Annotated in this window: 22 protein-coding genes; 9 read left to right on the forward strand and 13 right to left on the reverse strand. The window is 69.3% G+C overall.

Annotated elements, in window-relative coordinates; genetic code table 11:
- Nucleotides 1-328 precede the first annotated feature (328 nt).
- The 4 genes from V6S85_RS24705 to V6S85_RS24720 all read left to right on the forward strand — a co-directional run bounded on the left by V6S85_RS24705 (nt 329) and on the right by V6S85_RS24720 (nt 5,637).
- Nucleotides 329-1,540, forward strand: coding sequence for an OmpA family protein (locus V6S85_RS24705; RefSeq protein ID WP_116569154.1), 1,212 nt, complete (start codon nt 329-331; stop codon nt 1,538-1,540).
- A 656-nt stretch (nt 1,541-2,196) separates the two neighbouring features.
- Nucleotides 2,197-4,071: a ribonucleoside-diphosphate reductase subunit alpha gene (locus tag V6S85_RS24710; RefSeq protein WP_116569177.1), complete on the forward strand. Its 1,875-nt coding sequence runs from the start codon at nt 2,197-2,199 to the stop codon at nt 4,069-4,071.
- Nucleotides 4,072-4,240: 169 nt separating this feature from the next.
- Nucleotides 4,241-5,218, forward strand: a complete 978-nt coding sequence (locus V6S85_RS24715; protein ID WP_116569155.1) for a lipid A-modifier LpxR family protein — start codon at nt 4,241-4,243, stop codon at nt 5,216-5,218.
- A gap of 95 nt (nt 5,219-5,313) precedes the next feature.
- The gene (locus tag V6S85_RS24720; RefSeq protein ID WP_116569156.1) at nt 5,314-5,637 is read left to right on the forward strand and encodes a hypothetical protein; all 324 of its coding nucleotides are present in this window, start codon (nt 5,314-5,316) and stop codon (nt 5,635-5,637) included.
- Between the two features lie 182 nt (nt 5,638-5,819).
- Here V6S85_RS24720 and V6S85_RS24725 read toward each other — a convergent pair whose 3' ends face one another.
- On the reverse strand, nt 5,820-6,230 hold the full coding sequence (locus tag V6S85_RS24725; RefSeq protein ID WP_334350596.1) for a winged helix-turn-helix transcriptional regulator: 411 nt from the start codon (nt 6,228-6,230) through the stop codon (nt 5,820-5,822).
- Nucleotides 6,231-6,334: 104 nt separating this feature from the next.
- Between V6S85_RS24725 and V6S85_RS24730 the strand changes: the two genes are divergently transcribed.
- Nucleotides 6,335-7,069: an SDR family NAD(P)-dependent oxidoreductase gene (locus V6S85_RS24730; RefSeq protein WP_116569158.1), complete on the forward strand. Its 735-nt coding sequence runs from the start codon at nt 6,335-6,337 to the stop codon at nt 7,067-7,069.
- Between the two features lie 7 nt (nt 7,070-7,076).
- Here V6S85_RS24730 and V6S85_RS24735 read toward each other — a convergent pair whose 3' ends face one another.
- From V6S85_RS24735 to V6S85_RS24765, 6 genes are all read right to left on the reverse strand, one after another.
- Nucleotides 7,077-7,517 carry a copper-binding protein gene (locus V6S85_RS24735; protein ID WP_334350597.1) on the reverse strand — a complete coding sequence of 147 codons (441 nt, stop codon included), beginning with the start codon at nt 7,515-7,517 and terminating at the stop codon, nt 7,077-7,079.
- Between the two features lie 94 nt (nt 7,518-7,611).
- Complete coding sequence (locus V6S85_RS24740) at nt 7,612-8,871, reverse strand: patatin-like phospholipase family protein (RefSeq protein WP_116569160.1); 1,260 nt, start codon at nt 8,869-8,871, stop codon at nt 7,612-7,614.
- A 3-nt stretch (nt 8,872-8,874) separates the two neighbouring features.
- Nucleotides 8,875-9,540, reverse strand: a complete 666-nt coding sequence (trhA, locus tag V6S85_RS24745) for a PAQR family membrane homeostasis protein TrhA (RefSeq protein ID WP_116569161.1) — start codon at nt 9,538-9,540, stop codon at nt 8,875-8,877.
- 86 nt (nt 9,541-9,626) lie between these two features.
- The gene (locus V6S85_RS24750; protein ID WP_116487632.1) at nt 9,627-10,394 is read right to left on the reverse strand and encodes a sulfite exporter TauE/SafE family protein; all 768 of its coding nucleotides are present in this window, start codon (nt 10,392-10,394) and stop codon (nt 9,627-9,629) included.
- Between the two features lie 213 nt (nt 10,395-10,607).
- Nucleotides 10,608-11,642 carry an aldo/keto reductase gene (locus V6S85_RS24760; RefSeq protein WP_334350598.1) on the reverse strand — a complete coding sequence of 345 codons (1,035 nt, stop codon included), beginning with the start codon at nt 11,640-11,642 and terminating at the stop codon, nt 10,608-10,610.
- Between the two features lie 117 nt (nt 11,643-11,759).
- On the reverse strand, nt 11,760-12,926 hold the full coding sequence (locus V6S85_RS24765) for an MFS transporter (RefSeq protein ID WP_334350599.1): 1,167 nt from the start codon (nt 12,924-12,926) through the stop codon (nt 11,760-11,762).
- A gap of 99 nt (nt 12,927-13,025) precedes the next feature.
- Here V6S85_RS24765 and V6S85_RS24770 point away from each other — a divergent pair, with 99 nt between their 5' ends.
- Nucleotides 13,026-13,976, forward strand: a complete 951-nt coding sequence (locus V6S85_RS24770; protein ID WP_334350600.1) for a LysR family transcriptional regulator — start codon at nt 13,026-13,028, stop codon at nt 13,974-13,976.
- Nucleotides 13,977-13,994: 18 nt separating this feature from the next.
- Here the strand turns inward: V6S85_RS24770 and V6S85_RS24775 are convergent, their stop codons facing one another.
- The 3 genes from V6S85_RS24775 to V6S85_RS24785 all read right to left on the reverse strand — a co-directional run bounded on the left by V6S85_RS24775 (nt 13,995) and on the right by V6S85_RS24785 (nt 16,742).
- The gene (locus tag V6S85_RS24775) at nt 13,995-14,600 is read right to left on the reverse strand and encodes a hypothetical protein (RefSeq protein ID WP_334350601.1); all 606 of its coding nucleotides are present in this window, start codon (nt 14,598-14,600) and stop codon (nt 13,995-13,997) included.
- A 181-nt stretch (nt 14,601-14,781) separates the two neighbouring features.
- Nucleotides 14,782-15,828 (reverse strand): aspartate-semialdehyde dehydrogenase, encoded by a 1,047-nt coding sequence (locus tag V6S85_RS24780; protein WP_334350602.1) that lies wholly within the window; start codon nt 15,826-15,828, stop codon nt 14,782-14,784.
- 242 nt (nt 15,829-16,070) lie between these two features.
- Nucleotides 16,071-16,742: a glutathione S-transferase family protein gene (locus V6S85_RS24785; RefSeq protein WP_334350603.1), complete on the reverse strand. Its 672-nt coding sequence runs from the start codon at nt 16,740-16,742 to the stop codon at nt 16,071-16,073.
- A gap of 133 nt (nt 16,743-16,875) precedes the next feature.
- Here V6S85_RS24785 and V6S85_RS24790 point away from each other — a divergent pair, with 133 nt between their 5' ends.
- The 3 genes from V6S85_RS24790 (at nt 16,876) to V6S85_RS24800 (ending at nt 19,560) form a co-directional block, all read left to right on the forward strand.
- A complete protein-coding gene (locus V6S85_RS24790) occupies nt 16,876-17,913 on the forward strand; it encodes a ribonucleotide-diphosphate reductase subunit beta (RefSeq protein ID WP_101715996.1) in 1,038 nt (345 codons plus the stop codon).
- 73 nt (nt 17,914-17,986) lie between these two features.
- Nucleotides 17,987-18,853 carry a 2-dehydropantoate 2-reductase gene (locus tag V6S85_RS24795; RefSeq protein ID WP_334350604.1) on the forward strand — a complete coding sequence of 289 codons (867 nt, stop codon included), beginning with the start codon at nt 17,987-17,989 and terminating at the stop codon, nt 18,851-18,853.
- A gap of 44 nt (nt 18,854-18,897) precedes the next feature.
- Nucleotides 18,898-19,560, forward strand: coding sequence for a hypothetical protein (locus V6S85_RS24800; RefSeq protein ID WP_334350605.1), 663 nt, complete (start codon nt 18,898-18,900; stop codon nt 19,558-19,560).
- 7 nt (nt 19,561-19,567) lie between these two features.
- Here V6S85_RS24800 and V6S85_RS24805 read toward each other — a convergent pair whose 3' ends face one another.
- The 3 genes from V6S85_RS24805 to V6S85_RS24815 all read right to left on the reverse strand — a co-directional run.
- Nucleotides 19,568-19,948 (reverse strand): YidB family protein, encoded by a 381-nt coding sequence (locus V6S85_RS24805; protein WP_334350606.1) that lies wholly within the window; start codon nt 19,946-19,948, stop codon nt 19,568-19,570.
- Between the two features lie 170 nt (nt 19,949-20,118).
- Nucleotides 20,119-20,520, reverse strand: a complete 402-nt coding sequence (locus V6S85_RS24810) for a DUF6491 family protein (RefSeq protein WP_116569171.1) — start codon at nt 20,518-20,520, stop codon at nt 20,119-20,121.
- A gap of 288 nt (nt 20,521-20,808) precedes the next feature.
- Nucleotides 20,809-21,042, reverse strand: a 234-nt coding sequence (locus V6S85_RS24815) for a cation:dicarboxylate symporter family transporter (protein WP_334350607.1), incomplete at its 5' end; no start/stop codon positions are given.

Raw genomic sequence — 21,042 nt, forward strand, 5'->3', positions numbered from 1 at the left:
GTTCCGAGGGGCGGGTATCCCGACACCGTGCCTCAAACTTGGCTGTTTGCGTTGTTTTTCAGCGTTCCGGGCCTGCCGGACGCTACGGAAGGCCTTGCGCGGAAACGCTTTGCGTGCGAACCGAGGGGCGCGGGCGCCTTTCGAGGAGACCTTGCCGCCGAATTCGGCGCCGGGGAATTCGCAAGGCGTGACCGCGAGGTGTCGCGGGGGACTTCCGCCTCGGTGAAACTTTAGACGGTGTTGCCGAGCCGACACTTTCGCGGGACGCGCGCCTTGGTATAACGATGCTCGGCCGTTGGGCCGAGCAGGGCAATAGAGGGCTCTTGATATGAAACTCAAACTCCTGGCGGGAGCCGCCCTGGCCGCGGTGTTCGCCGCGTCGGGCGCTTCGGCCCAAGAGACCGGCTGGTATGGCGCGGTCGACCTCGGCTACCACTGGCCGACGGCTGTCAACAGCGAGTCGGACGCCAACGCTCCGGACGGCGCTCACTATCACTGGACCTGGAAGTCGGAGTCCGATTGGGCCGGCTTCGTGCGTCTGGGCTACCAGTTCACCCCGAACTGGCGCGCTGAACTCGAAGGCGGCTACCGTCCGGGCGACCTGGAAGGCGTCCGCGGCAACCCCGTCCGTCAGCAGCCGATCGGCCTCTGCACCCCGGGCGTGACGCGCACCGCCACGAACCCGAAGTGCGGTTCGCCGGAAGGCTCGATCGAGTCGTGGTCGCTGATGTTCAACGTCCTGTACGACTTCGCGCCGGACGCCAAGATCAACCCGTTCGTCGGCGCCGGCCTCGGCGTCAACCGCCTGGACGTCAAGACCCTGGGTCAGTTCAGCGGCGTGCGCACTCCGTTCACGACGGCCAACCCGGCCATCCAGAACCTGACGGTCGACGACGACGACATCGCCATCGCCTGGCAGGGCATCGCCGGCCTGGCCTGGAAGGCGACCGACAAGCTGAAGCTCGACGTCACCTACCGTTACTTCGCCACCGACGACCACAGCTGGAAGTCGACCGGCTCGCACTCGCTGCAGCCCGGCACCTTCGAAGGCCAGTACAAGGACCAGTCGCTGACGGTCGGCCTGCGGTACTCGTTCGCGGCTCCGCCGCCCCCGCCGCCGCCCCCGCCGCCGCCGCCGCCTCCTCCGCCTCCGCCCCCGCCGCCTCCCCCGCCGCCGCCGCCTCCGCCGGCTCCGGCGCCGTTCGAGGCCAAGGAATTCATCGTCTACTTCCCGTTCGATCAGTACGTGCTGACGCCGGAAGCCCAGTCGGTGGTTTCGGAAGCCGCCAAGTACGCCAACGACGGCAAGGCCACCCGCATCGTGGTCGTCGGTCACACCGACACCTCGGGCTCGCCGAAGTACAACGTCCGCCTGTCGGAACGTCGTGCGAAGGCCGTGGCTGACGCTCTGGTCGGTCTGGGCGTCGCCCAGCAGACCCTGGCGGTCGACTGGAAGGGCGAAACCGCCCCGGCCGTCGCCACCGGCGACGGCGTGAAGGAACCGCTGAACCGTCGTTCGACCATCTCGATCAACTTCTAAGATCGAGGTCGAACGGAGGCTCTAGGCTTCCCGACGAATGCGAAGGCCCCGGAGGAAACTCCGGGGCCTTTTGCTTTGGATCCTCCCCCGTGCGACGGGGGTGGGGGACCCTCCCCGGGTCGCGCGAAGCGCGCGCCCGAGGACAGGCTCCGTGGTGGAGGGGGCGAGACGGGGCGCCGCGCCCCGCATTCTCCCTTCCCCCTCGATGGGGGAAGGGCCGGGGATGGGGGTGATGCGGCGGTTCAGCTGCTGACGTCCTGGTCACCCCCACCCAACCCTCCCCCATCGAGGGGGGAGGGCTTTTCACGGGGATCGCCTTCCATCTATCCCCGCTCTTTTTTGCTCCGAACCCTTCCGAAGAATCCGGAATCGACGGGTGGCCGAGCCCTCCGGTCGCGGAGTTTCGTTAACGCTGCTGCGACCCGATGACGCGGCGAAAAATTATCGTGTGGGCAACCCCTTGATCCACACGGGGAACCTTGGCGCGTTCACAGCTTATTAACGAAAAACTCGCGCTGGAGGCGCTCCTACCCGTTGACGAAGAGGCGGCGCCTGTGGCCCCATATATGGGCTCTGGGGGCGCAACGCCCTACTATATCTAGCGGCTTCGCTGGAAGCGGACGGCTTCTCGCAAGCGCATGGTAAATGGACGGGTTCTGCTCATGACCGCTGGTGAAGCGACCAAGATTCAACCTGCCGCGCGCCCTGCGTCGGCCTTCAAGGAACGTCCGGCCCTGGCGCTGGTGCGCAAGGTCCAGGTGGACCGTTCGCGCGACGCGCTCCTGACCGATTTCGGCAAGACCACGCTGGAAGACCGCTATCTGCTGCCGGGCGAGTCCTACCAGGACATGTTCGCGCGCGTCTCGACGGCCTTCGCCGACGACGCCGACCACGCCCAGCGCGTTTACGACTACATGAGCCGCCTGTGGTTCATGCCGGCGACCCCGGTGCTGTCGAACGGCGGCGCCGACCGCGGCCTGCCGATCAGCTGCTTCCTCAACGCCGTCAACGACAGCCTCGACGGCATCCTGGGCGTCTGGAACGAGAACGTCTGGCTGGCGGCCAACGGCGGCGGCATCGGCACCTACTGGGGCGGCGTCCGCTCGATCGGCGAGAAGGTGAAGGGCCAGGGCCAGACCTCGGGCATCATCCCCTTCATCCGCGTGATGGACTCGCTGACCCTGGCCATCAGCCAAGGCTCGCTGCGTCGCGGCTCGGCCGCCGTCTATCTCGACATCCACCACCCGGAAATCGAGGAGTTCCTCGAGATCCGCAAGGCCTCGGGCGACTTCAACCGCAAGTCCCTGAACCTGCACCACGGTATCTCGATCTCCGACGAGTTCATGCACGCCGTGCGCGACGGCCAGAAGTTCGGCCTGCGCTCGCCCAAGACCAACGAGGTCCTGCGCGAAGTCGACGCCCGCGGCCTGTGGCAGAAGATCCTCGAGCTGCGCCTGCAGACCGGCGAGCCCTACCTGATCTTCTCCGACAGCGTGAACCGCGCCATGCCGTCGTTCCAGCGCGAGCTGGGCCTGAAGGTGCGCCAGTCCAACCTGTGCAGCGAGATCATGCTGCACACCGGCACCGACCACCTGGGCCAGGAGCGCACCGCGGTGTGCTGCCTGTCGAGCGTCAACGCCGAGACCTTCCTGGAGTGGCGCGACCATCCGACCTTCATCGAGGACGTCATGCGCTTCCTCGACAACGTCCTGCAGGACTTCATCGATCGCGCCCCCGACGCGGCCTCGACCGCCGCCTACGCCGCCATGCGCGAGCGTTCGGTGGGCCTTGGCCTGATGGGCTTCCACTCGTTCCTGCAAAGCCAGAACGTGCCGTTCGAGAGCGCCCTGGCCAAGAGCTGGAACATGCGGATGTTCAAGCACCTGCGCCGCGAGGCCGACAAGGCCAGCCTGGCGCTGGGCGAGGAAAAGGGTCCGTGCCCGGACGCCGCCGATCGCGGCTCCAAGGAGCGCTTCTCGCACAAGCTGGCCATCGCCCCGACCGCGTCGATCTCGATCATCTGCGGCGGCACCTCGGCGGGCATCGAGCCGATCCCGGCCAACATCTACACCCACAAGACCCTGTCGGGCTCGTTCGCGGTGAAGAACCCCTACCTGGAGAAGCTGCTCGACGAGAAGGGCCAGAACACCGACGTGGTCTGGGGCTCGATCCTGGAGAACGAAGGCTCGGTCCAGCACCTGGAGTTCCTGAGCCAGGACGAGAAGGACGTCTACAAGACCGCCTTCGAACTGGACCAGCGCTGGGTGGTCGAGCTGGCCGCCGACCGCACGCCGGAAATCTGCCAGAGCCAGTCGGTCAACGTCTTCCTGCCGGGCGACGTCGACAAGTGGGACCTGCACATGCTGCACTGGATGGCCTGGGAGCGGGGCGTGAAGAGCCTCTACTACCTGCGCTCCAAGTCGGTGCAGCGCGCGGCCTACGCCGGCGCCGACGGCAAGGAGGAGGCGGTCTCGGGCGGCTTCGACGCCCCGGGCAAGACCGACTACGAGGAATGCCTCGCCTGCCAGTAACGCTGGCGTACTAGCGACGATTAACCACAGCGGCGCGACACATCGCGCCGCTGTTTCTTTGTGCGGAACGATTACCGTCACAAGCTGTTCACCGAACGCCGGCGTTTTCCCGGTGGACGTATCCGATCAGGCGGATACGGTGGGCAGGATTGGGATTGGGGAATCCGCAATGCGTATCGTTTGCGTGACGATCGCGACGTGCTGCGGCGCCAGTTTGGCGCTCACCGCGGCATCGTCGGAAGCTGCTGTCCGGAAGGGCAAGCGCAAGGCGACGGCCAGGCCGGCCGCCGCGGCGCCGACTCTTGCGCCGGCCTTGCAGAAACTGGATCTGACCCGCCGCGAGCCGTCGCAGGCGGCCGCGCCTTCGGCCGTCGCCTTCGCCGCCAGGCCGGTCGACTCCCGGGCTGCCGAGGCCGAGGGCGAGCCGTTCGCCGTTTCGCCGGCGGCCCTCTATGGCGACGCCAACCTGCTGGACGCCGACCGCTACTACGGCACGCGCGGGCCGGTCAGCTGGCGTTCGGGCAGCTATGTGGTCGGCGACAACGGCCACCGCGTCGATTCCGTGCGCGTGTCGGTCGCCAGTTCCTCGCGCCTGGCCCAGAGCGCGCCGCTCAGCCTGGTGCGTCCGGGCACGGCCAACTTCGACGCCGACAGCGTCGACGTCAGCGTCTCGCGCGGCTGGCCGGCGGCGGTCAAGTTCGACGCCGGCAAGCTGGCGGTCGATTTCACGCCCCACGCGGGCGTTGGCTTCGGCGGCGCCGGCGGCTCGGCCGAGGCCGGCGGCATGGTGCGCATCGGCAAGAGCGTCGAGGATCGGGTGATCAGCGGCCTTGGCGTGCGCGACGGCCGCGAGACCTTCGGCGATCGCGGGCGCTGGTACCTGTTCGCGGGCGCCAGCGGCCAGCTGGTCGGCATGAACCTGCTGCGCGGCCAGGACGGCGACTGGACCCGGGCCGGCGTCACTTCCGACACCGGCAGCCGCCTGGTCGGCGACGCCCAGGCGGGCGTGGGCTGGCGCCGCGGGCCGATGCAGGCCTCGGTCGGCTATATCCGCCGCGAGATCAAGTCCAAGGACCAGATCATGGGCATGGCGACCCAGGAAGACTCGGTCGTGGCCCTGTCGTTCAGCCTGAAACCGCATTGGTGACCGGCGTTTGATTTGCGGCGCGACCTCGCGGCGCTTGAGTTTCCGGCCGCGATCATGCAGCTAGCGTCGATCCGTCCGCAAAATCGTCGAGCGTCATGAGCGAGAGCGAGCCCCCGCGCCGCAAGATCCTGAGCCTGAAGAGCGGCGTCGCCGCGCCTGGCGGCCCGCCGCCGCTCGAGCGGCTGCAGAAGGCCGTCAAGGTGGTGACCCCCGAGCCGGCTCCGCCGCCGCCTCCGGCTGTCGGCGATTGGAAGTGCAAGCCCTGCGGCACCCGCTTCGATCCGCCGGTCGAGCTGGCCGACAGCGACCACGTGCGCTGCCCCTCGTGCAACGCCCGGCTGGGCCTGGCCTCGGACTTCCGCGCCGACCCGCCGCGCGTCGAGAAGCTGCGCGCCCGCTACCTGAAGAAGGCCGGCTGAGCCGCAGGCTTGCGTCCGGGCCCGAGATGGGGCGGATGCGAAAGATCAAACGCCCACACTCGTCATCCCGGAAAGCGCGCAGCGCTTATCCGGGACCCAGGGACTGGGCGCCGCGCCTGGGTTCGCCCGTTCGGCGGGTCGATGCTTTGCCCGTCACCCCTGGGTCACGGCTCTTCGCTTCGCTACGGCCGGGATGACGGCGTTGAGACGCCGACCTGCTCCGCCCGCCCCGGCCAGCTCTGGCGCTGGGCCAGCACCCGGGCCACCTCGGCCATGTTCTCTGTTCCCCACAGGCACAGCGGCTCCAGCGCCTGGGTCAGGCTGAGGCCCAGCGGGGTCAGGCTGTAGTCCACCCTGGGCGGCACTTCCTTGTAGTCGGTGCGCACGACCAGGTCGTCGCCCTCCAGCTCCTTCAGCTGCTGGATCAGCACCTTGTCGCTGACCCCGCGCACGGCCCGCCGCAGCTCGCCGTAGCGGGTGGGGCCCTGCAGCAGGAAATAGAGGATCAGCGGCTTCCACTTGCCGGAGATCACGCGAAGCGTGGCGTCCAGCCCGCAGCTGAAGCCGGTCGCGCAGAGGGGAGCGTCGCTCATGTTGCCCGGACCTGAAGTTTCTGGGTACTTACCAAAAGGTGCATACTTGTCGATAGGTATGTAGGTCGCCAACTCCCTTGCCGCCACACTGAAGGAGGCAAGACATGAGCAGACTTGAAGGCAAGACCGCCGTGATCACCGGCGGCGGAAGCGGCATCGGCCTGGGCGCGGCCAAGCGCTTCGTCGAGGAAGGCGCGTTCGTCTACATCTTCGGACGCCGGCAGGAAGCGCTGGACGCGGCCCTGAAGGAACTGGGCCCCAACGCCCGGGCGGTGCGCGGCTCGGTCACCGACCTGGCCGATCTGGACCGCCTGTATGCGACGGTGAAGGCCGAGCGCGGCGGGCTCGACGTCCTGCTGGCCAACGCCGGCACCGGAGCGTTCGCGCCGCTGGGCGAGATCACGGTCGAGCACTACGACCAGATCTTCGACCTCAACGTGAAGGGCCTGGTGTTCACCGTGCAGAAGGCCCTGCCGCTGATGGGGCAGGGCGGTTCGATCATCCTGACGGGGTCGAGCACCGGGGTCATGGGCACCCCCGCCTTCAGCATCTACAGCGCCACCAAGGCCGCCGTGCGCAACCTGGCGCGCAGCTGGGCGCTGGACCTGCGTGGCACGGGCGTCCGCGTCAACGTGATGTCGCCGGGCCCGATCACCACCGAGCTGGCGCAGGAGGTGCTGGGCGAGGAGGGCGTGGCGGCCATGGGCGCCTCGACGGTGCTGGGACGCATGGGCGATCCGGCCGAGACCGGCGCGGTGGCCGCGTTCCTGGCCTCGTCGGATTCCAGCTTCATGACCGGCGGCGAGGTGTTCGTCGACGGCGGCCTGGCCCAGGTCTGAGCCGGGGCTAGCGTGGCGGCGGCGGGGGCCGGTCGCTCCCGCCGTCGGGACCCGCACCGCGGGGTCCGCCCTCCGGCAGGAAGGCGGCGATGCGATGGTTCGACAGGGTGAAGCGCACCGTCTGGCCGACCGCTACGCCGCCCAGCATGCCCGGCTTGGCCATGGCGAAGGGCATGGCGCCCGCCGGCCAGTTCAGCGCCTCGTTGGCCTGGTAGGCGATGGTCACCCGCTCGGTCGCGGGATCGACGGCCTGGACGACGCCGACGATCACCACCTTGTCGAGGTCGGCCTGCTTGCCCCCGCCTGGTCCAGATCCCGGGCCAGGACCACCGGCCCCGCCTGGCGGCGGGCCGCCGCCCGGACCCCGGCCGCCCCCGGGCGGCTGGGCGTGGGCTGTCGTGGCGATAAGGGCGACGGCGGCGAGGGCGGGGAGAATGAACTTGCGCATGACCGGATCGAGCGTGGCTGGGGACCCGCCCTGCCTAGCGGCCGAGTGCTGCGCGATGACTGCGCTTGGTTTCCGGCCTGAAACGACGGCGGTTTCAGGCGTCGGCGGCTGGATCCAGGCTGCTGGCGCCCGGCTCGGACTTGGGCCGATTGTTCGCCCGCTTGAACAGGCCTCGCCAGCCGGTCGGCTCCAGGGCCGGGCTGGTCCAGACCTTGTCGTCCATCGCCAGGGTCTCGGCCGCGTCGTAGATCTTCCGCATGGTCGGCGTCTCGAAGCGCAGCATGTTGACGCCGTCGAAGTCGCCCGGGATCGAGGCCACGCTGAGCGGCAGGTTGTGGCGCGTGCAGAACCCCTCGGCCAGGCTGAGCGCCTGGCGGTAGGAAAAGCGCAGCATGGTCTCGAAGCTGCGGCCCATGATCGAGGCCACGCCCGGCGGCGTCGAGCGCGGCGAGGGATCCAGCACCGTGTTGACGATGACGTAGACCCGCCCGCGGCGCAGGCGCTGGCCCAGGTTGCGCCAGTGCAGCAGGGCGTCGGGCATCAGGAACAGCGGCGCGGCCACGCCGCCGTCGACGTGCATCTCCTGATGCCGCCGGCCGTCGGCCTCGACCTCGATCATCTTGGGCGGGAACAGGCCCGGCACCGTGGCCGAGGCCACCAGCACCTCGCGGAACAGCTTCACGGCCTTGGGACCGCCGTGAGCGGCGATCGCGCCCATGTCCCAGATCGAGGCCCGCTGGTTGTCTAGATTGGTGGTGGCGATCAGCAGGCGCCGCCCCTTGGCGTGCTCGGCCGCCACGGCGTCGATCATCGTCTCGTCGACGAAGGGCTCGACCAGCGCGTCCAGGCTCTCGCCCTTGAAGATGCTGGGGCCCAGCGCCGGCGCCAGGCGGCGCAGGCTGAGCAGTTCGGCGGCGTGGCCGCCCAGATAGGCCTCGGTCAGGCGGTCGTCCCAGGCCGGGCCGAGGAAGGCCAGGGGCGCGATCAGGGCGCCGGTCGAGACGCCGGTGACGATGGCGAAGTCGGGCCGCCGGCCGGCCTTGGTCAGGCCCGTCAGCACGCCCGCGCCATAGGCGCCGCCGGCCGCGCCGCCGGACAGGGCCAGAATGTTGAACTCGTCGAGGCCGATCAGCGAGCGCACCGGCGCCAGGCGGTCGGCGGCGGTCTTCAGCGCGTCCTCGGCCTGCTCGATCGACAGGCGTACGCCGGGGAAGTCGACCGCCTCCACATGGTGGGCGTCGGCCGGCGGGGCGGGCAGGCGCTTGCCGCGCAGCGGGTCGGGGCCCTTCCAGTCGCGGAAGAAGCCCTGGATCGTGATCTTGTTGTCGCCCCCGCGGTCCCCTCCGCGCTCCATGGCCTAGGCCCGGGCGCCGGCCAGGACGACCCCGACCAGTACGGCCGCGTAGTGCAGGCCGGCCCCGCCGATCACGTGGCCGTGCCAGATGGCGCGGCGGAACTTCAGCTGGCGCATCAGGTAGAAGACGGTGCCGGTGGAATAGACCAGGCCGCCGATCGCCAGCAGCAGCAGCGCCACCCACGACAGGCCCTCGATCATCGGCTTGATGGCCACCAGCACCAGCCAGCCCATGGCCATGTAGAGACCGACCCAGAAGCGCTTGTCGAGGCCGGGCAGGAACAGCTTGGCCGCCACGCCCAGCGCCGCGACGCTCCACACCGCCGTGGTCATGCCGATCGCCCACCAGCCCTCGAGGTTCTGGGTGGTGAAGGGCGTGTAGGAGGCGGCGATCATGATGAAGATGCCGGCGTGGTCGAAGCGGCGCAGCAGCGGCTGCCAGCGCGCCTTGGAGAAGTTGTAGGCCGTCGACAGCGACAGCATGGTCACCAGGCCGATGGTGTAGACGCCGATGGCGGCCATCTGGCCCAGCGAGCCCAGGCCGAAGGCCAGGCCCAGCAGGATGCCGCCGCCCAGCAGGGCGCAGGCCAGGCCCGCCAGGTGCACGATCAGGTCGGCCAGCTTGGCGCCCGTCGTCGGGTAGTGCTTGGTGAAGTCGGAGATCGTCATGGCCCGCCCAGCCTACTCAAAATCGGTGACGTATAAACGTCGATCATCATGGCGCCGAAAGGGCGGCGTGCAAGCGTGACCAATCGTCATGCCAGTCCGAAGAAGCCGTCCCAGGCCAGCTTGGTTCCGACGAGGATCAGAAGCACGTAGATGACCTTGTAGAAGCCCTCGGCCGGCACCTTGCGCACCAGCAGCACGCCGGCCCAGGTCGAAGCGATGGCGACCGGCAAAAGCACCGCCACGGTGGCCAGCACCTCGTGCGTGAACTGGCCCAGCGCGATGTAGGCCGGCAGCTTCATCCAGTTGACCACGGCGAAGAAGATGGCGCTGGTGCCCACGAAGACGTCGCGCGGCAGGCGGCGGGGCAGCACGTAGATCTGAAAGGGCGGGCCGCCGGCGTGGGCGATCTGGCTGGTGAAGCCCGAGGCCATGCCGCACAGCACGCCCAGCCACGGCCGCGCCGGGCCGGTCTCGATGGCGGCGGCGGCCTTGACCGCCCGCTCGGCCCACAGGCGCTGGGCGGCGAACAGGATCGAGACCAGGCCCACCGCCAGCTCCACCGCCGCCGACGACACCAGCGCCGCCAGGGCCCAGCCGAGGAAGATGCCGAACGCCGCCGGCGGGGTCATCAGGATCAAGAGGCCCTTGTCCCAGGTCCTGCGATAGGCCCAGACCCCGACGACGTCCTGCACGATCAAGAGTGGCAAGAGGATCGCCGCGGCCTTCACCGGACCGACCGCCAGGGCCATCAGGGGCGTGGCCACCACCCCGATCCCCGCGAACCCGCCCTTGGCCAGGCCCACCAGGATCACGGCGGGAATGGCGACGGCGTAGAAGAAGGGGTCGGTGAGCATGGCGGGGGCTTTAGCAGGGGCGGGGCGGGCCGGCCATGGGGCGCGCGGGATGACCCGAGGATAGGGCGTCAATGCCCTTTGCCGTCATCCTGGCCGCAGCGAAGCGGAGGGCCGGGACCCAGGGGCGACCGCAGTGCGCCGGCCCCAGGGTCCCGGATAAGCCCTTCAGGCTTTCCGGGATGACGAGCCAAACATGGCGCGGTGTTTTTCCCCTCACACCAGCGGCGGGTTCACCTGCCTGAAGCCGCCTTCGCGCCAGTAGGGGTAGTAGGGATAGGCCGGGGTCACGGCGCTGGCCGCGTCGAGGGCCGCCACCTGCTCGGGGGTCAGGCTCCAGCCCACGGCGCCGAGGTTCTGGCGCAGCTGTTCCTCGGTGCGGGCGCCGATGATCACGCTGGAGACGGTGGGGCGGGCCAGCAGCCAGTTGATGGCGATCTGCGGCACCGTCTTGCCGGTCTCGGCGGCGATCGCGTCCAGCGCGTCGACGATGCGATAGAGGCGCTCGTCATCGACCGGCGGGCCGGCGTCTGCGGTCTGGTGCAGGCGGCTGGTCTCGGGCAGAGGCTGGCCGCGGCGGATCTTGCCGGTCAGGCGGCCCCAGCCCAGCGGGCTCCAGACCATGGCCCCGACGTCCTGGTCGGCGGCCAGCGGCATCAGCTCCCACTCGTAGTCGCGGCCGGCCAGCGAGTAGTAGGCCTGGTGGGCCACATAGCGCGGCCAGCCGTGGCGGTCGGCGACGGCCAAAGACTTCATCAGTTCCCAGCCGGCGAAGTTGGAGGCCCCGACATAGAGCACCTTGCCGGCGCGGACGAGGTCGTCGAGGGCGGCCAGGGTCTCCTCCACCGGCGTCGTTCCGTCGAAGGCGTGCAGTTGCAGCAGGTCGATGCGGTCGGTCTTCAGCCGTTTCAGCGCCGCCTCGACCCCGCGCACCAGCCGCAGGCGCGAGGCGCCGGCGTCGAGCGGGCCATCGCCCATCGGCAGGCCCAGTTTGGTGGAGATCAGCGCCTCGTCGCGGCGGCCGGCGAGGGCCTCGCCGAGGATCTCCTCCGACGCGCCGTTCGAATAGACGTCGGCGGTGTCGAACAGGGTGACGCCGGCCTCCAGGCAGATGTCGATCAGCCGCCGGGCCTCCTCGACCCGGGTGTCGCCCCAGGCGCTGAACAGCGGGCCCTGGCCGCCGAACGTGCCGGCGCCGAAGCTCAAGGCGGGGACCTTCAGGCCGGACCGGCCGAGGCTGCGGTATTCCATGGCGTCTCTCCTTCAGGAGGCTGGTCGTTTCGCAAGGATGGGCCGGGCCGAGCCCGGGCATCTTGCCGCTTTGGATCGTCCGGAAGGGGGAGCCGCGGCGCCCCCTTCCGGTGTTGGTCAGGCCGTCGCCAGCCGGGTCTTGCGCTCGAGGCCCAGGCTCACCCCCGCCAGGACCAGCGCGCCCAGGGGCACCAGGGCCGCGATCGGGGCGATGGCCGACAGGCCAAGGCCGTGGGCGATGACCGCGCCGCCCAGGGCCGCGCCGATGGCGTTGCCGAGGTTGAAGGCGGCGATGTTGAGGCTGGAGGCCAGGCCCTGGCCCGCGCCGCCGGCCTGGCTCAGCACGCGCATCTGAAGGGGGGCGACGGTGGCGAAGGCGGCCGCGCCGAGGAAGAAGGCGGCCAGCACCGCGCCGACCTTGTCGTGGAACGCCCAGCCGGCGGCCAGCATGACCACGGTCAGGAGGGCGATGCTGCCGGCCAGGGCCGTGTTCAGCCGCTTGTCGGCCCAGCGGCCGCCCAGCAGGTTGCCGGCCACCAGGCCCGCGCCGAACACCAGCAGGATCGGCGAGACGGCGGCCTTCGAGAAGCCGGCCAGTTCGGTCAGGATCGGCTGGATGTAGGTGAAGACGGCGAACACCCCGCCGAAACCGAGCACGGTCATGGCCAGGCCCAGTTGCACCTGCGGACGGGCGAGGACCGCGAACTCCTCCTTGAGGGCGGCGGGCTGCGCGGCCTTCTCGCCCTTGGGCACCAGCAGGGCCAGCACCACCAGGGCCACGGCGCCGATGACGGTCACCGCCCAGAAGGTCGAGCGCCAGCCGAAGGCCAGGCCCAGCCACGCGCCGAACGGCACGCCCAGCAGGGTGGCCAGGGTCAGGCCGGTGAACATGATGGCGATCGCCGAGGCCTTGCGCTCGGGCGGAACCAGGGAGACGGCGACCAGCGAGCCGACGCCGAAGAAGGTGCCGTGGGCCAGGGCGGTGATGATCCGCGCGCCCATCAGCACGCCGAAGTTGGGGGCGAGGGCCGCGACCAGGTTGCCCAGGGTGAAGATGGCCATCAGGGCCAGCAGGGTGGTCTTGGGCGGCAGGCGGCGCGTGGCCAGGGTGAGAATCGGCGCGCCGACGAAGACGCCCAGCGCGTAGCCGGTCATCAGCCAGCCGGCCGTGGGGATCGAGACGCCGAGATCGGCGGAGACCTGCATCAGCAGGCCCATGATGACGAATTCCGTGACGCCGATCCCGAAGGCGCCGACGGTCAGGGCGTAGAGGGCGAGGGGCATGGCTGCCGGCTCCGATGATTGTTCGAGCCGTCAGATAGCGTCGGGGCGTTCGATGAATTAGATTGCCGGAAAGACTATCACTTGTGATCCGAAGGCACGATGGCGCGGCAGGAAATCAATCGCACGGCCGAGATGGAGGTCTTCGTCCGCGTGGTCGAGCTGGGCGGCTTCTCGGCCGCGGCGCGCTCGCTTCGGATGACCCCTTCGGCGGTCAGCAAGCTTGTGGCCCGGCTGGAGGCGCGGCTGGGCGCGCGGCTGGTCAACCGCTCGACCCGCAAGCTGATCCTGACCGCCGAGGGCCAGACCTTTCACGAGCGCTCGCTGCGGGTGCTGGCCGATCTAGACGAGGCCGAGCGCGCCGTGGCCGCCAGCGCCGCCCCGCGCGGCCGGGTGCGGGTCAATTCCAGCGTGCCGTTCGGCCAGCACTACCTGCTGCCGCTGGCGCCCAGGTTCCTGGCCGAGCACCCCGACATCCAGCTCGACATCACGGTCACCGACCAGGTCATCGACCTGATGGACGAGCGGGCCGACGTGGCCATCCGGGTGGGGCCGATGCGGGCTTCGCAGCTGATGGCCCGCAGGATCGCCCAGAGCCGCATGGTGCTGGTCGCTTCACCCGCCTACCTGGCGCGGGCCGGGGCGCCGGACCATCCCGACGACCTGCCGCGCCATGAGCTGGTCACTTTCAACTTCGCCCGCCACTGCGACTCCTGGCCGTTCCTGATCGACGGCGAGGGCGTCTTTCGCCCCGTCCACGGTCGCACCGAGGTCGGCGATGGCGAGAGCGCTCGCACCCTGGCCCTGGCCGGCCAGGGGATCGCCCGGCTGTCGGTGATCCATGTCGGCTCCGACATCGCCGCCGGCCGCCTGGTCCCGGTGCTGGAAACCTTCAACCCCGCCGACATCGAGCAGATCCACGCCGTCTATGTCGGCCACGGCGGTCGCCTGCCGGCCCGGGTGCGGGTGTTCATCGACTGGCTGGCGGGGGCGATGACGGTGGGGCGCAGCGAGCCGGCGGCGCTGGCGCAGTTTGGCTTCCCTCTCTCTTAGAGAGAGGGGACTTTGGCCCTACCACGCCGCCTTGCCGTAGGCGCTGAGGGCGGCGGCCATCTGGGGCGTGGCTTCGACCGCTGGAGCGGCGGGCGTTTCCGGCGCGACGGCGCCGGCCAGGCGCGCCTGGGCCTCGGGCGACAGGGTGACGGTGTCGCGTGGCGCGGACGTTGCCGGCTGGGCGGTGTCGAGGTCCGATTGCAGGCGGGTGCGGTAGTCGCCGACGGTGGCCGGTCCCCGCGCGCCGGGAACGCCCACCTGCAGCGAGGCGACGATGGTCTGGTCGGTCTCCGAAAGACCGTCGAAGGCCTTCAGCGCCTGGGCCTGCGGCGCGGGCGGGGCGGCGTCCGATCCCGCCCAGGCGGCCTTGGTGAAGGTGTTCAGCGCCGACTGCACGGTCTTGGCGAACGGGGAGTCGTTCAGCGCCGGCGCGAGGCTGGCGCGCTCGGCGTGGCCAGCCCCGGCCCAGCGGCTGGACAGGGCGTGATAGGCGGAAAGCTTCTGGTCCAGCCCGACCGCGCCGGCGGTGTCGTTCAGCGCCGCCGCCGCGCCGCTCGCGCCGCCGGGATAGGCGACGGCTGACCCGGCGCTGGCTTCGGTCGAGTAGGGCTGGGATATCTTCATCTCGCCGCCAGCCTTCGCGCGGGCGCGATGAAGAGGGTGTGAACGCTGACGCTTGGGCTGCGTGGCATGCTGTCGCAGCGCTTGGTCCTCGCCCTTCGACAAGCTCAGGGTGAGGACCAATTCGAACGCCGGGTCAGTCGAGAACCTCATCCTGAGCTTGTCGAAGGACGAGGTTTTCGTTTCAGCCCCCGACCAGCACCTCGGCCACCTGCACGGCGTTCAGGGCCGCGCCCTTGCGCAGGTTGTCGCCGACCACGAAGAGGGCCAGGCCGTGCTCGACCGTCGGGTCGGGGCGCACGCGGCCGACGAACACCGGGTCCTGGCCGGTGGCGGCCAGAGGGTTGGGCACGTCGTCGATCACCACGCCCGGCGCCTTGGCCAGCAGGGCCAGGGCCTCTTCCACCGAGATCGGGCGGTCGAACTCGGCGTTGATCGACAGGGCGTGGCCGCTGAACACCGGCACCCGCACGCAGGTGCCGCTGACCGGCAGGTTCGGCAGGCCCAGGATCTTGCGGCTTTCGTCGCGCAGCTTCAGCTCTTCCTCGGTGTAGCCGTCCTCGCCCAGCACGTAGTTCAGCGGCACGACGTTGTAGGCCAGCGGCACGGCCCACTTCCTGGGCTCGGGCAGCGGGGCGGCGTCGGGGCTCATGGCCAGGCCGTCCAGATCGCCCGCCGCGCCGGCGCGCAGTTGCTCGGACAGGACCTGGATGCCCTCGACCCCGCCGCCCGAGGCGGCCTGGTAGGTGCTGACGGTCAGGCGCTTGAGGCCGGCGTGGTCGTGCAGGGGCTTGAGCACCGGCATGGCGGCCATGGTGGTGCAGTTGGGATTGGCGACGATGCCCTTGGGATTGTCGTCCAGGGCCTCGGGGTTGACCTCGGCCACCACCAGCGGAACTTCCGGGTCGCTGCGCCAGGCCGACGAGTTGTCGATGACGATGGCGCCGGCCGCCGCGGCCTTGGGGGCCAGTTCGCGCGACGTGCCGCCGCCGGCCGAGAAGAACACGATGTCGAGGCCCGCGAAGTCGGCGGTGGCGGCGTCTTCCACCGTCACCGAACCGTCCTTCCACGGCAGGGCCTGGCCGGCCGAGCGGGCCGAGGCGAAGACCCGCAGGGCGCTTAGCGGAAAGTCCCGCTCGGCCAGCAGCTTCAGCATCATGCCGCCGACCAGGCCGGTGGCGCCGACGACGCCGATGGCGGGCGGGTTGGAACGGGAAAACTTGCGGCTCATGGGTAGCGTCTCCTGGTGAGGTGGAGCGCGGGGAGCCTTGAGGTCTCGTGATCAAGAGAGCCGCCCCGCGCAGTGCGGGGCTGGTCTGAGGATGCCGCTTAGATCGCGCGCATGCCCGCCGCCCCGCCATAGCGGGTCGTTTTGCGGGTAATAATTTTGGTCGCGGCCAATTGCATCGAGCGGGTTGATAGCGGCGAAGCTGGCTGGCGTAAAGGGATCCCTCTCCCGCAAGGGGAGAAGGGTCAGCCGCTGGCCCCCTTGCTTTCCCAGCCGTCCACGAACGGGAAGCGCTTTTCCCAGAACTCGGCCAGGCGCGGGTCGGCGTCCACGCGGCGCACCACGTCGGCCATCTTCGGCGCGCGCTCGTAGAACCGCACGCGGCGCGAGCCCCAGCGGCTGACGACGGCGACATAGAGGTCGAGCACGGAAAGTTCGTCGCCCAGGATGTAGGCCTGCGGCTCGACCTGGGCGTCCATCATCGCCCAGCAGTCGGCGATGCGGTCGGCGGTGGCGGCCTTGACGCGGGCCTGCGCCTCGGGGTCGGGACCGGCCAGGCGCGAGGGCTCGTCGCGCACCCAGAACAGCGAATAGATCGAGGCGGGGATGAAGGTCATCCAGCGCAGGAACTGGCCCCGGCGCGGATCGCCGATCGCCGGCGCCAGGCGCGCTTCGGGATGGTTGTCGGCCAGCCAGATCAGGATCGCCGCGCTCTCGGTGATCGTCTCGCCTTGAGGGGTGACAAGCGCCGGGATCTGCTTCATCGGATTGACGGGGGCGACCTTGGCCTGCTGTTCCCGGCCCTCCCAGGTAGGCGCCTCGACCACCGTGTAGGCCTGCCCCAGAAGGGTCAAAGTCGCTTCGACGGGCACCGAGCCGGAGCCAAGCGCGCCATAGATGGTGTAAGCTGTTTTCATCTTTGGTTACCCATTCTGCCCACAACATGTTGTGCCATGAGTCAATTTGACCACTAGATGGGGCGTGTCGCCCTAGGCTACGAAGAGACTACCCGCCCGACCGATTCGTGTCCGACCGCTCTGGAGACCGCCCATGTCCGCCTCGTTGATCACCAAGCCCGGCCTCATGATCCCCTCCGGCGGTTACAAGCCTTTCCGCTATCCGTGGGCCTACGACTTCTGGAAGAAGCAGCAGCAGGTCCACTGGATGCCCGAAGAGGTGCCGCTGGGCGAGGACCTCAAGGACTGGGCCGTCAAGCTGAACGACAAGGAGCGCAATCTGCTGACGCAGATCTTCCGCTTCTTCACCCAGTCCGACGTCGAGGTGCAGGACAACTACATGGAGCGCTACGGTCGGGTGTTCAAACCGACCGAGGTGAAGATGATGCTGGCCTCGTTCGCGAACATGGAGACGATCCATATCGCGGCCTACGCCCTGCTGCTCGAGACCATCGGCATGCCCGAGACCGAGTTCTCGGCGTTCATGGAATATGAGGCCATGAAGGACAAGCATGACTACATGCAGACCTTCGGCGTCGAGACCAACGCCGACATCTGCCGGACGCTCGCCATGTTCGGCGGCTTCACCGAAGGCCTTCAGCTGTTCGCGTCGTTCGCGATGCTGATGAACTTCCCGCGCTTCAACAAGATGAAGGGCATGGGCCAGATCGTCTCGTGGTCGATCCGCGACGAGAGCCTGCACTGCGACGGCATCATCAAGCTGTACCACGCGTTCAACAAGGAGACCGGCGCGGTGACCAAGTCGGTCGCCGACGACATCGTCGACTGCTGCAAGCACGTGGTGGGCCTGGAAGACAAGTTCATCGACCTGGCCTTCGAGGCCGGCGACGTGCAGGGCATGGTCCCCGACGACATCAAGCAATACATCCGCTTCGTCGCCGACTGGCGCCTGCGCCAGCTGGACCTGCCGGAAGTCTACGGCGTGAAGGACAACCCGCTGCCGTGGCTGCAGGCCCTGCTGTCGGGCGTCGAGCACGCCAACTTCTTCGAAGCGCGCGCCACCGAATACTCCAAGGCCGCGACCAAGGGCCAATGGCACGGTTCGGACGGCGTGTGGTCGAGCTTCGAGGCCATGCTGCAAAAGCGCACGGACGTTCCGGCCGAGCACTGAGCCTAGCCGAAATCGTCGTGACGACAGGAACGCCGCCCGCTAATCCGGGCGGCGTTTTCGTTTGCGGAGAACCATGATGCGCATCGCGGTGATCGGTCCTGGCGCGGTCGGCGGAACCCTGGCGGCGTGGCTGGCCCAGGCCCATGACGTGACCCTCTGCGCCCGCACCGCCTTCGAGCGGCTGGAGGTCGAGACGCCGCAGGGGCCGCTCGTGGCGAGCCCGGCCGTGCTGACCGATCCGGCGGCCGCCGCGCCCGTCGACTGGGTGCTGGTGACGACCAAGACCTATGACGCCGCCGGCGCGGCCGCCTGGCTGGCGGGCCTGGTCGGTCCCGAAACCCGGGTGGCCGTGCTGCAGAACGGCGTCGAGCACGTCGAGCGTTTCAGCCCCTACCTGCCGGCCGACCGCATCACCCCTGCGGTGGTCGACATCCCGGCCGAGCGCGCGGCGCCGGGCGTGATCCGCCAGCGCCGCATGGGCTGGATCAAGGTTCCGGCCGGAGGGGCCGGCGAGGCCTTCGCCGCCCTCTTCGCTCTCACCCCGATCGAGGTGACGACCACAGACGACTTCACGACCGTCGCCTGGAGCAAGCTGGCCCTCAACTGCGCCGGGGCGGTCAACGCCCTGACCCTGAAGCCCTCCGGGATCGCCCATCGCGACGACATCGCCGCGATCATGAAGAGCCTGGTGGCCGAATGCGTCGCCGTCGGCCGGGCGCAGGGCGCTGAACTTCCGGACGACCAGCCCGAGCAGGTGGTGGCCGGCTATCGCGCCGGGCCCGCCGACGGGATCAACTCGCTGCACGCCGACCGCCTGGCCGGTCGTCCCATGGAGATCGACGCCCGCAACGGCGTCATCGTCCGCAAGGGCGCCGCCCACGGGATTTCCACCCCGGTCAACGCCATGGTCGTGGCGCTGCTGGAGGCGGCCGGGGAGTAGCGAACAAGCCTTGCCGTTCGGCCAGGTTCGCGGTGGGATGGGGCATGAGGATCCTCGCCGCCACCATCGTCGCCATCCTGGCCTTGCAGCCCTTGGCGCAGGCGTCCGCCTGCTCGCCGAGCCTAAGATTATCGTTGCTTCCGCTCAATCAAGAGTGGCCAAGCCGGTTCGGCAAGTGGTTCGCGCAGGCGGATGGCGTCTATCTCGTTACTGTCGACGCGGCCGGGCCGCTGGAGGACGCTCCCGAGTTCATGCCTTGCGATATCGACATGACGCCGCCCTTGCCGGTCGAAGCCGTGCGGGGGAAGACCAAGAGGGCAGAGGCGATGGAGCTGCTGCGCCGCTACGAGGCGGAGAGCACGGCCTGCTCGCCGAACAAGGCGCGGGTCCATGTCGTCGAGGCCTTGAAGGGCGCCCCGCGTGAGGACTGGGTCGAGAAGATCGCCTTCATCCAGGTGGTGGCCGGACCGCCGCCCGAACCGATCGCGCAGGGCGAGGGCTTCGCCTTCTATGGTGCGTGGGTCGGCCCTCCGGTCTCATGGTGCGACCCGGGCGGGTTCGCCCGGCGAATGAGCCGGCAGGCGTCCTATCTATTGCTCACGACTGACCGCGACGAGCATCCGGGGCGGATCACTCACGCATTTCTCGCCGATAACACTACGCCGTTCCTGGCCGAGGCGCGCCGGCTGGCGCGCCCCGCGCCCTGATGCCGGCCTAGCTCTTCAGGAAGCCGCCCAGGAGGTCGCCGACCGCGCCGCCCAGGCCTTCGTCGGGCAGCTTGCCGCCGGGTGTGAGCTTGTCGACCAGGCCCGGCAGGATCTCCGACAGCTTGGCCGCCGCGGTCTGCGGGTCAACGCCCAGCTTCTCGGCGAACTGGCCGACGACGCCCGAGCCGAGCACGGCCTGGATCTGTTCGGGCGAGACGGGCAGGTTCTGGTCGCTGGACACCCACGACTGGGCGACCTCGGAGAGGCCTCCCTTCTGGAAGGCGTCGACGAGGCCGCCGACCCCGCCGGTGACGCCCAGGCTCTTGACGGTCTCGGCCAGGTCGCCCTGGCCGCCCAGCGCACCCATCAGATTGTCCAGCAGGCTCATGTCTCGCTCCGCTCGATCGTCGCTAAGCCCGTCGTGGGCCCGCCCGACGTGGGAGGGATTAAGACCCGATCCAGGGCGCTTGGCGAGTAGGCAAAGGAAAAGGCGCGGACCTTTCGATCCGCGCCTTTCGCGTGTTCTGGCGCGTGCCCGGCCTTGCGGCGGGATCGTCCTTACGGACGGTCCTTCTTGGGCAGGGCCGCCACTTCTTCCGGCGTCAGCTTGGTGATGGCCTTGGCGCGGATCGGCATGGCGAAGCCGGTGCCGTCGGCGACGCGCAGGTCCAGGTCCAGCGGACGGCAGACGGTGTCGATGCCGCGCACGTTGGAGATCAGGAAGGTGCCGGGCGCGGTCAGCTGGTTGGTGCCCCACGACAGGTCGACGCGATAGACGTCGCGGTTGCGGACCTTCATGTAGAGCGTGTTCTTGTCGGGGGCGGTCCAGCCCTGCCAGTCCGACAGCTGGAAGCACTGGCGCGGGGCCTTTTCGGTCGCCGAGCCCTCGGTGGCCAGGGCCGGGCCCGCGAGAAGCGCGCCGGCCAGACCGGCCAGGGCGATGGTTTTCAACTTGACCATTGCGTTTGTCCTCACAGTCCCTCGCGCGAAAGATTGGGCCTGGAAGCCTCGCCGTCAATGGTCAAGCCGCCCCTTTTTTGCGCGCGAAAGGGGCGTTTTAGGTCGCCCCATTCGAGGGCGATATCAAAGAAAGGGCGGGACCGCGAGGCCCCGCCCTTTTCCGTTCTCGAAACCTAAAACCGCAAAATCCCCGCGAAAGCGGGGACCCAGGCGTTTTACCGTCGAGCGCCCCGCGCTTCAGAAAAAGCCTAGGCCCCCGCTTTCGCGGGGGTTTTACGGAAGGAGAGATTACGCGCCGGCCTTGGCCAGTTCCGGATCCACCTCGTCCAGCTCGCCCTCCCACTTGGCGACGACGGCGGCGGCGACGGAGTTGCCAACGACGTTGGTGGCCGAGCGGCCCATGTCGAGCAGGTGGTCGACGCCGAGCACCAGGGCGATCCAGGCTTCGGGCAGGCCGAAATAGGTCAGGGTGGCCATGATGACGACGAGCGAGGCGCGCGGCACGCCGGCGATGCCCTTGGA

Source organism: Caulobacter sp. CCNWLW153, assembly GCF_036889365.1.
In the GTDB taxonomy this organism is placed as follows: Bacteria; Pseudomonadota; Alphaproteobacteria; order Caulobacterales; family Caulobacteraceae; genus Caulobacter; species Caulobacter radicis.

Coding starts and splice junctions, on each gene's coding strand:
- V6S85_RS24705 (WP_116569154.1), top strand. CDS start 329: ATGAAACTCAAACTCCTGGCGGGAGCCGCCCTGGCCGCGGTGTTCGCC.
- V6S85_RS24715 (WP_116569155.1), top strand. CDS start 4,241: ATGCGTATCGTTTGCGTGACGATCGCGACGTGCTGCGGCGCCAGTTTG.
- V6S85_RS24720 (WP_116569156.1), top strand. CDS start 5,314: ATGAGCGAGAGCGAGCCCCCGCGCCGCAAGATCCTGAGCCTGAAGAGC.
- V6S85_RS24725 (WP_334350596.1), bottom strand. CDS start 6,230: ATGAGCGACGCTCCCCTCTGCGCGACCGGCTTCAGCTGCGGGCTGGAC.
- V6S85_RS24730 (WP_116569158.1), top strand. CDS start 6,335: ATGAGCAGACTTGAAGGCAAGACCGCCGTGATCACCGGCGGCGGAAGC.
- V6S85_RS24735 (WP_334350597.1), bottom strand. CDS start 7,517: ATGCGCAAGTTCATTCTCCCCGCCCTCGCCGCCGTCGCCCTTATCGCC.
- V6S85_RS24740 (WP_116569160.1), bottom strand. CDS start 8,871: ATGGAGCGCGGAGGGGACCGCGGGGGCGACAACAAGATCACGATCCAG.
- trhA (WP_116569161.1), bottom strand. CDS start 9,540: ATGACGATCTCCGACTTCACCAAGCACTACCCGACGACGGGCGCCAAG.
- V6S85_RS24750 (WP_116487632.1), bottom strand. CDS start 10,394: ATGCTCACCGACCCCTTCTTCTACGCCGTCGCCATTCCCGCCGTGATC.
- V6S85_RS24760 (WP_334350598.1), bottom strand. CDS start 11,642: ATGGAATACCGCAGCCTCGGCCGGTCCGGCCTGAAGGTCCCCGCCTTG.
- V6S85_RS24765 (WP_334350599.1), bottom strand. CDS start 12,926: ATGCCCCTCGCCCTCTACGCCCTGACCGTCGGCGCCTTCGGGATCGGC.
- V6S85_RS24770 (WP_334350600.1), top strand. CDS start 13,026: ATGGCGCGGCAGGAAATCAATCGCACGGCCGAGATGGAGGTCTTCGTC.
- V6S85_RS24775 (WP_334350601.1), bottom strand. CDS start 14,600: ATGAAGATATCCCAGCCCTACTCGACCGAAGCCAGCGCCGGGTCAGCC.
- V6S85_RS24780 (WP_334350602.1), bottom strand. CDS start 15,828: ATGAGCCGCAAGTTTTCCCGTTCCAACCCGCCCGCCATCGGCGTCGTC.
- V6S85_RS24785 (WP_334350603.1), bottom strand. CDS start 16,742: ATGAAAACAGCTTACACCATCTATGGCGCGCTTGGCTCCGGCTCGGTG.
- V6S85_RS24790 (WP_101715996.1), top strand. CDS start 16,876: ATGTCCGCCTCGTTGATCACCAAGCCCGGCCTCATGATCCCCTCCGGC.
- V6S85_RS24795 (WP_334350604.1), top strand. CDS start 17,987: ATGATGCGCATCGCGGTGATCGGTCCTGGCGCGGTCGGCGGAACCCTG.
- V6S85_RS24800 (WP_334350605.1), top strand. CDS start 18,898: ATGAGGATCCTCGCCGCCACCATCGTCGCCATCCTGGCCTTGCAGCCC.
- V6S85_RS24805 (WP_334350606.1), bottom strand. CDS start 19,948: ATGAGCCTGCTGGACAATCTGATGGGTGCGCTGGGCGGCCAGGGCGAC.
- V6S85_RS24810 (WP_116569171.1), bottom strand. CDS start 20,520: ATGGTCAAGTTGAAAACCATCGCCCTGGCCGGTCTGGCCGGCGCGCTT.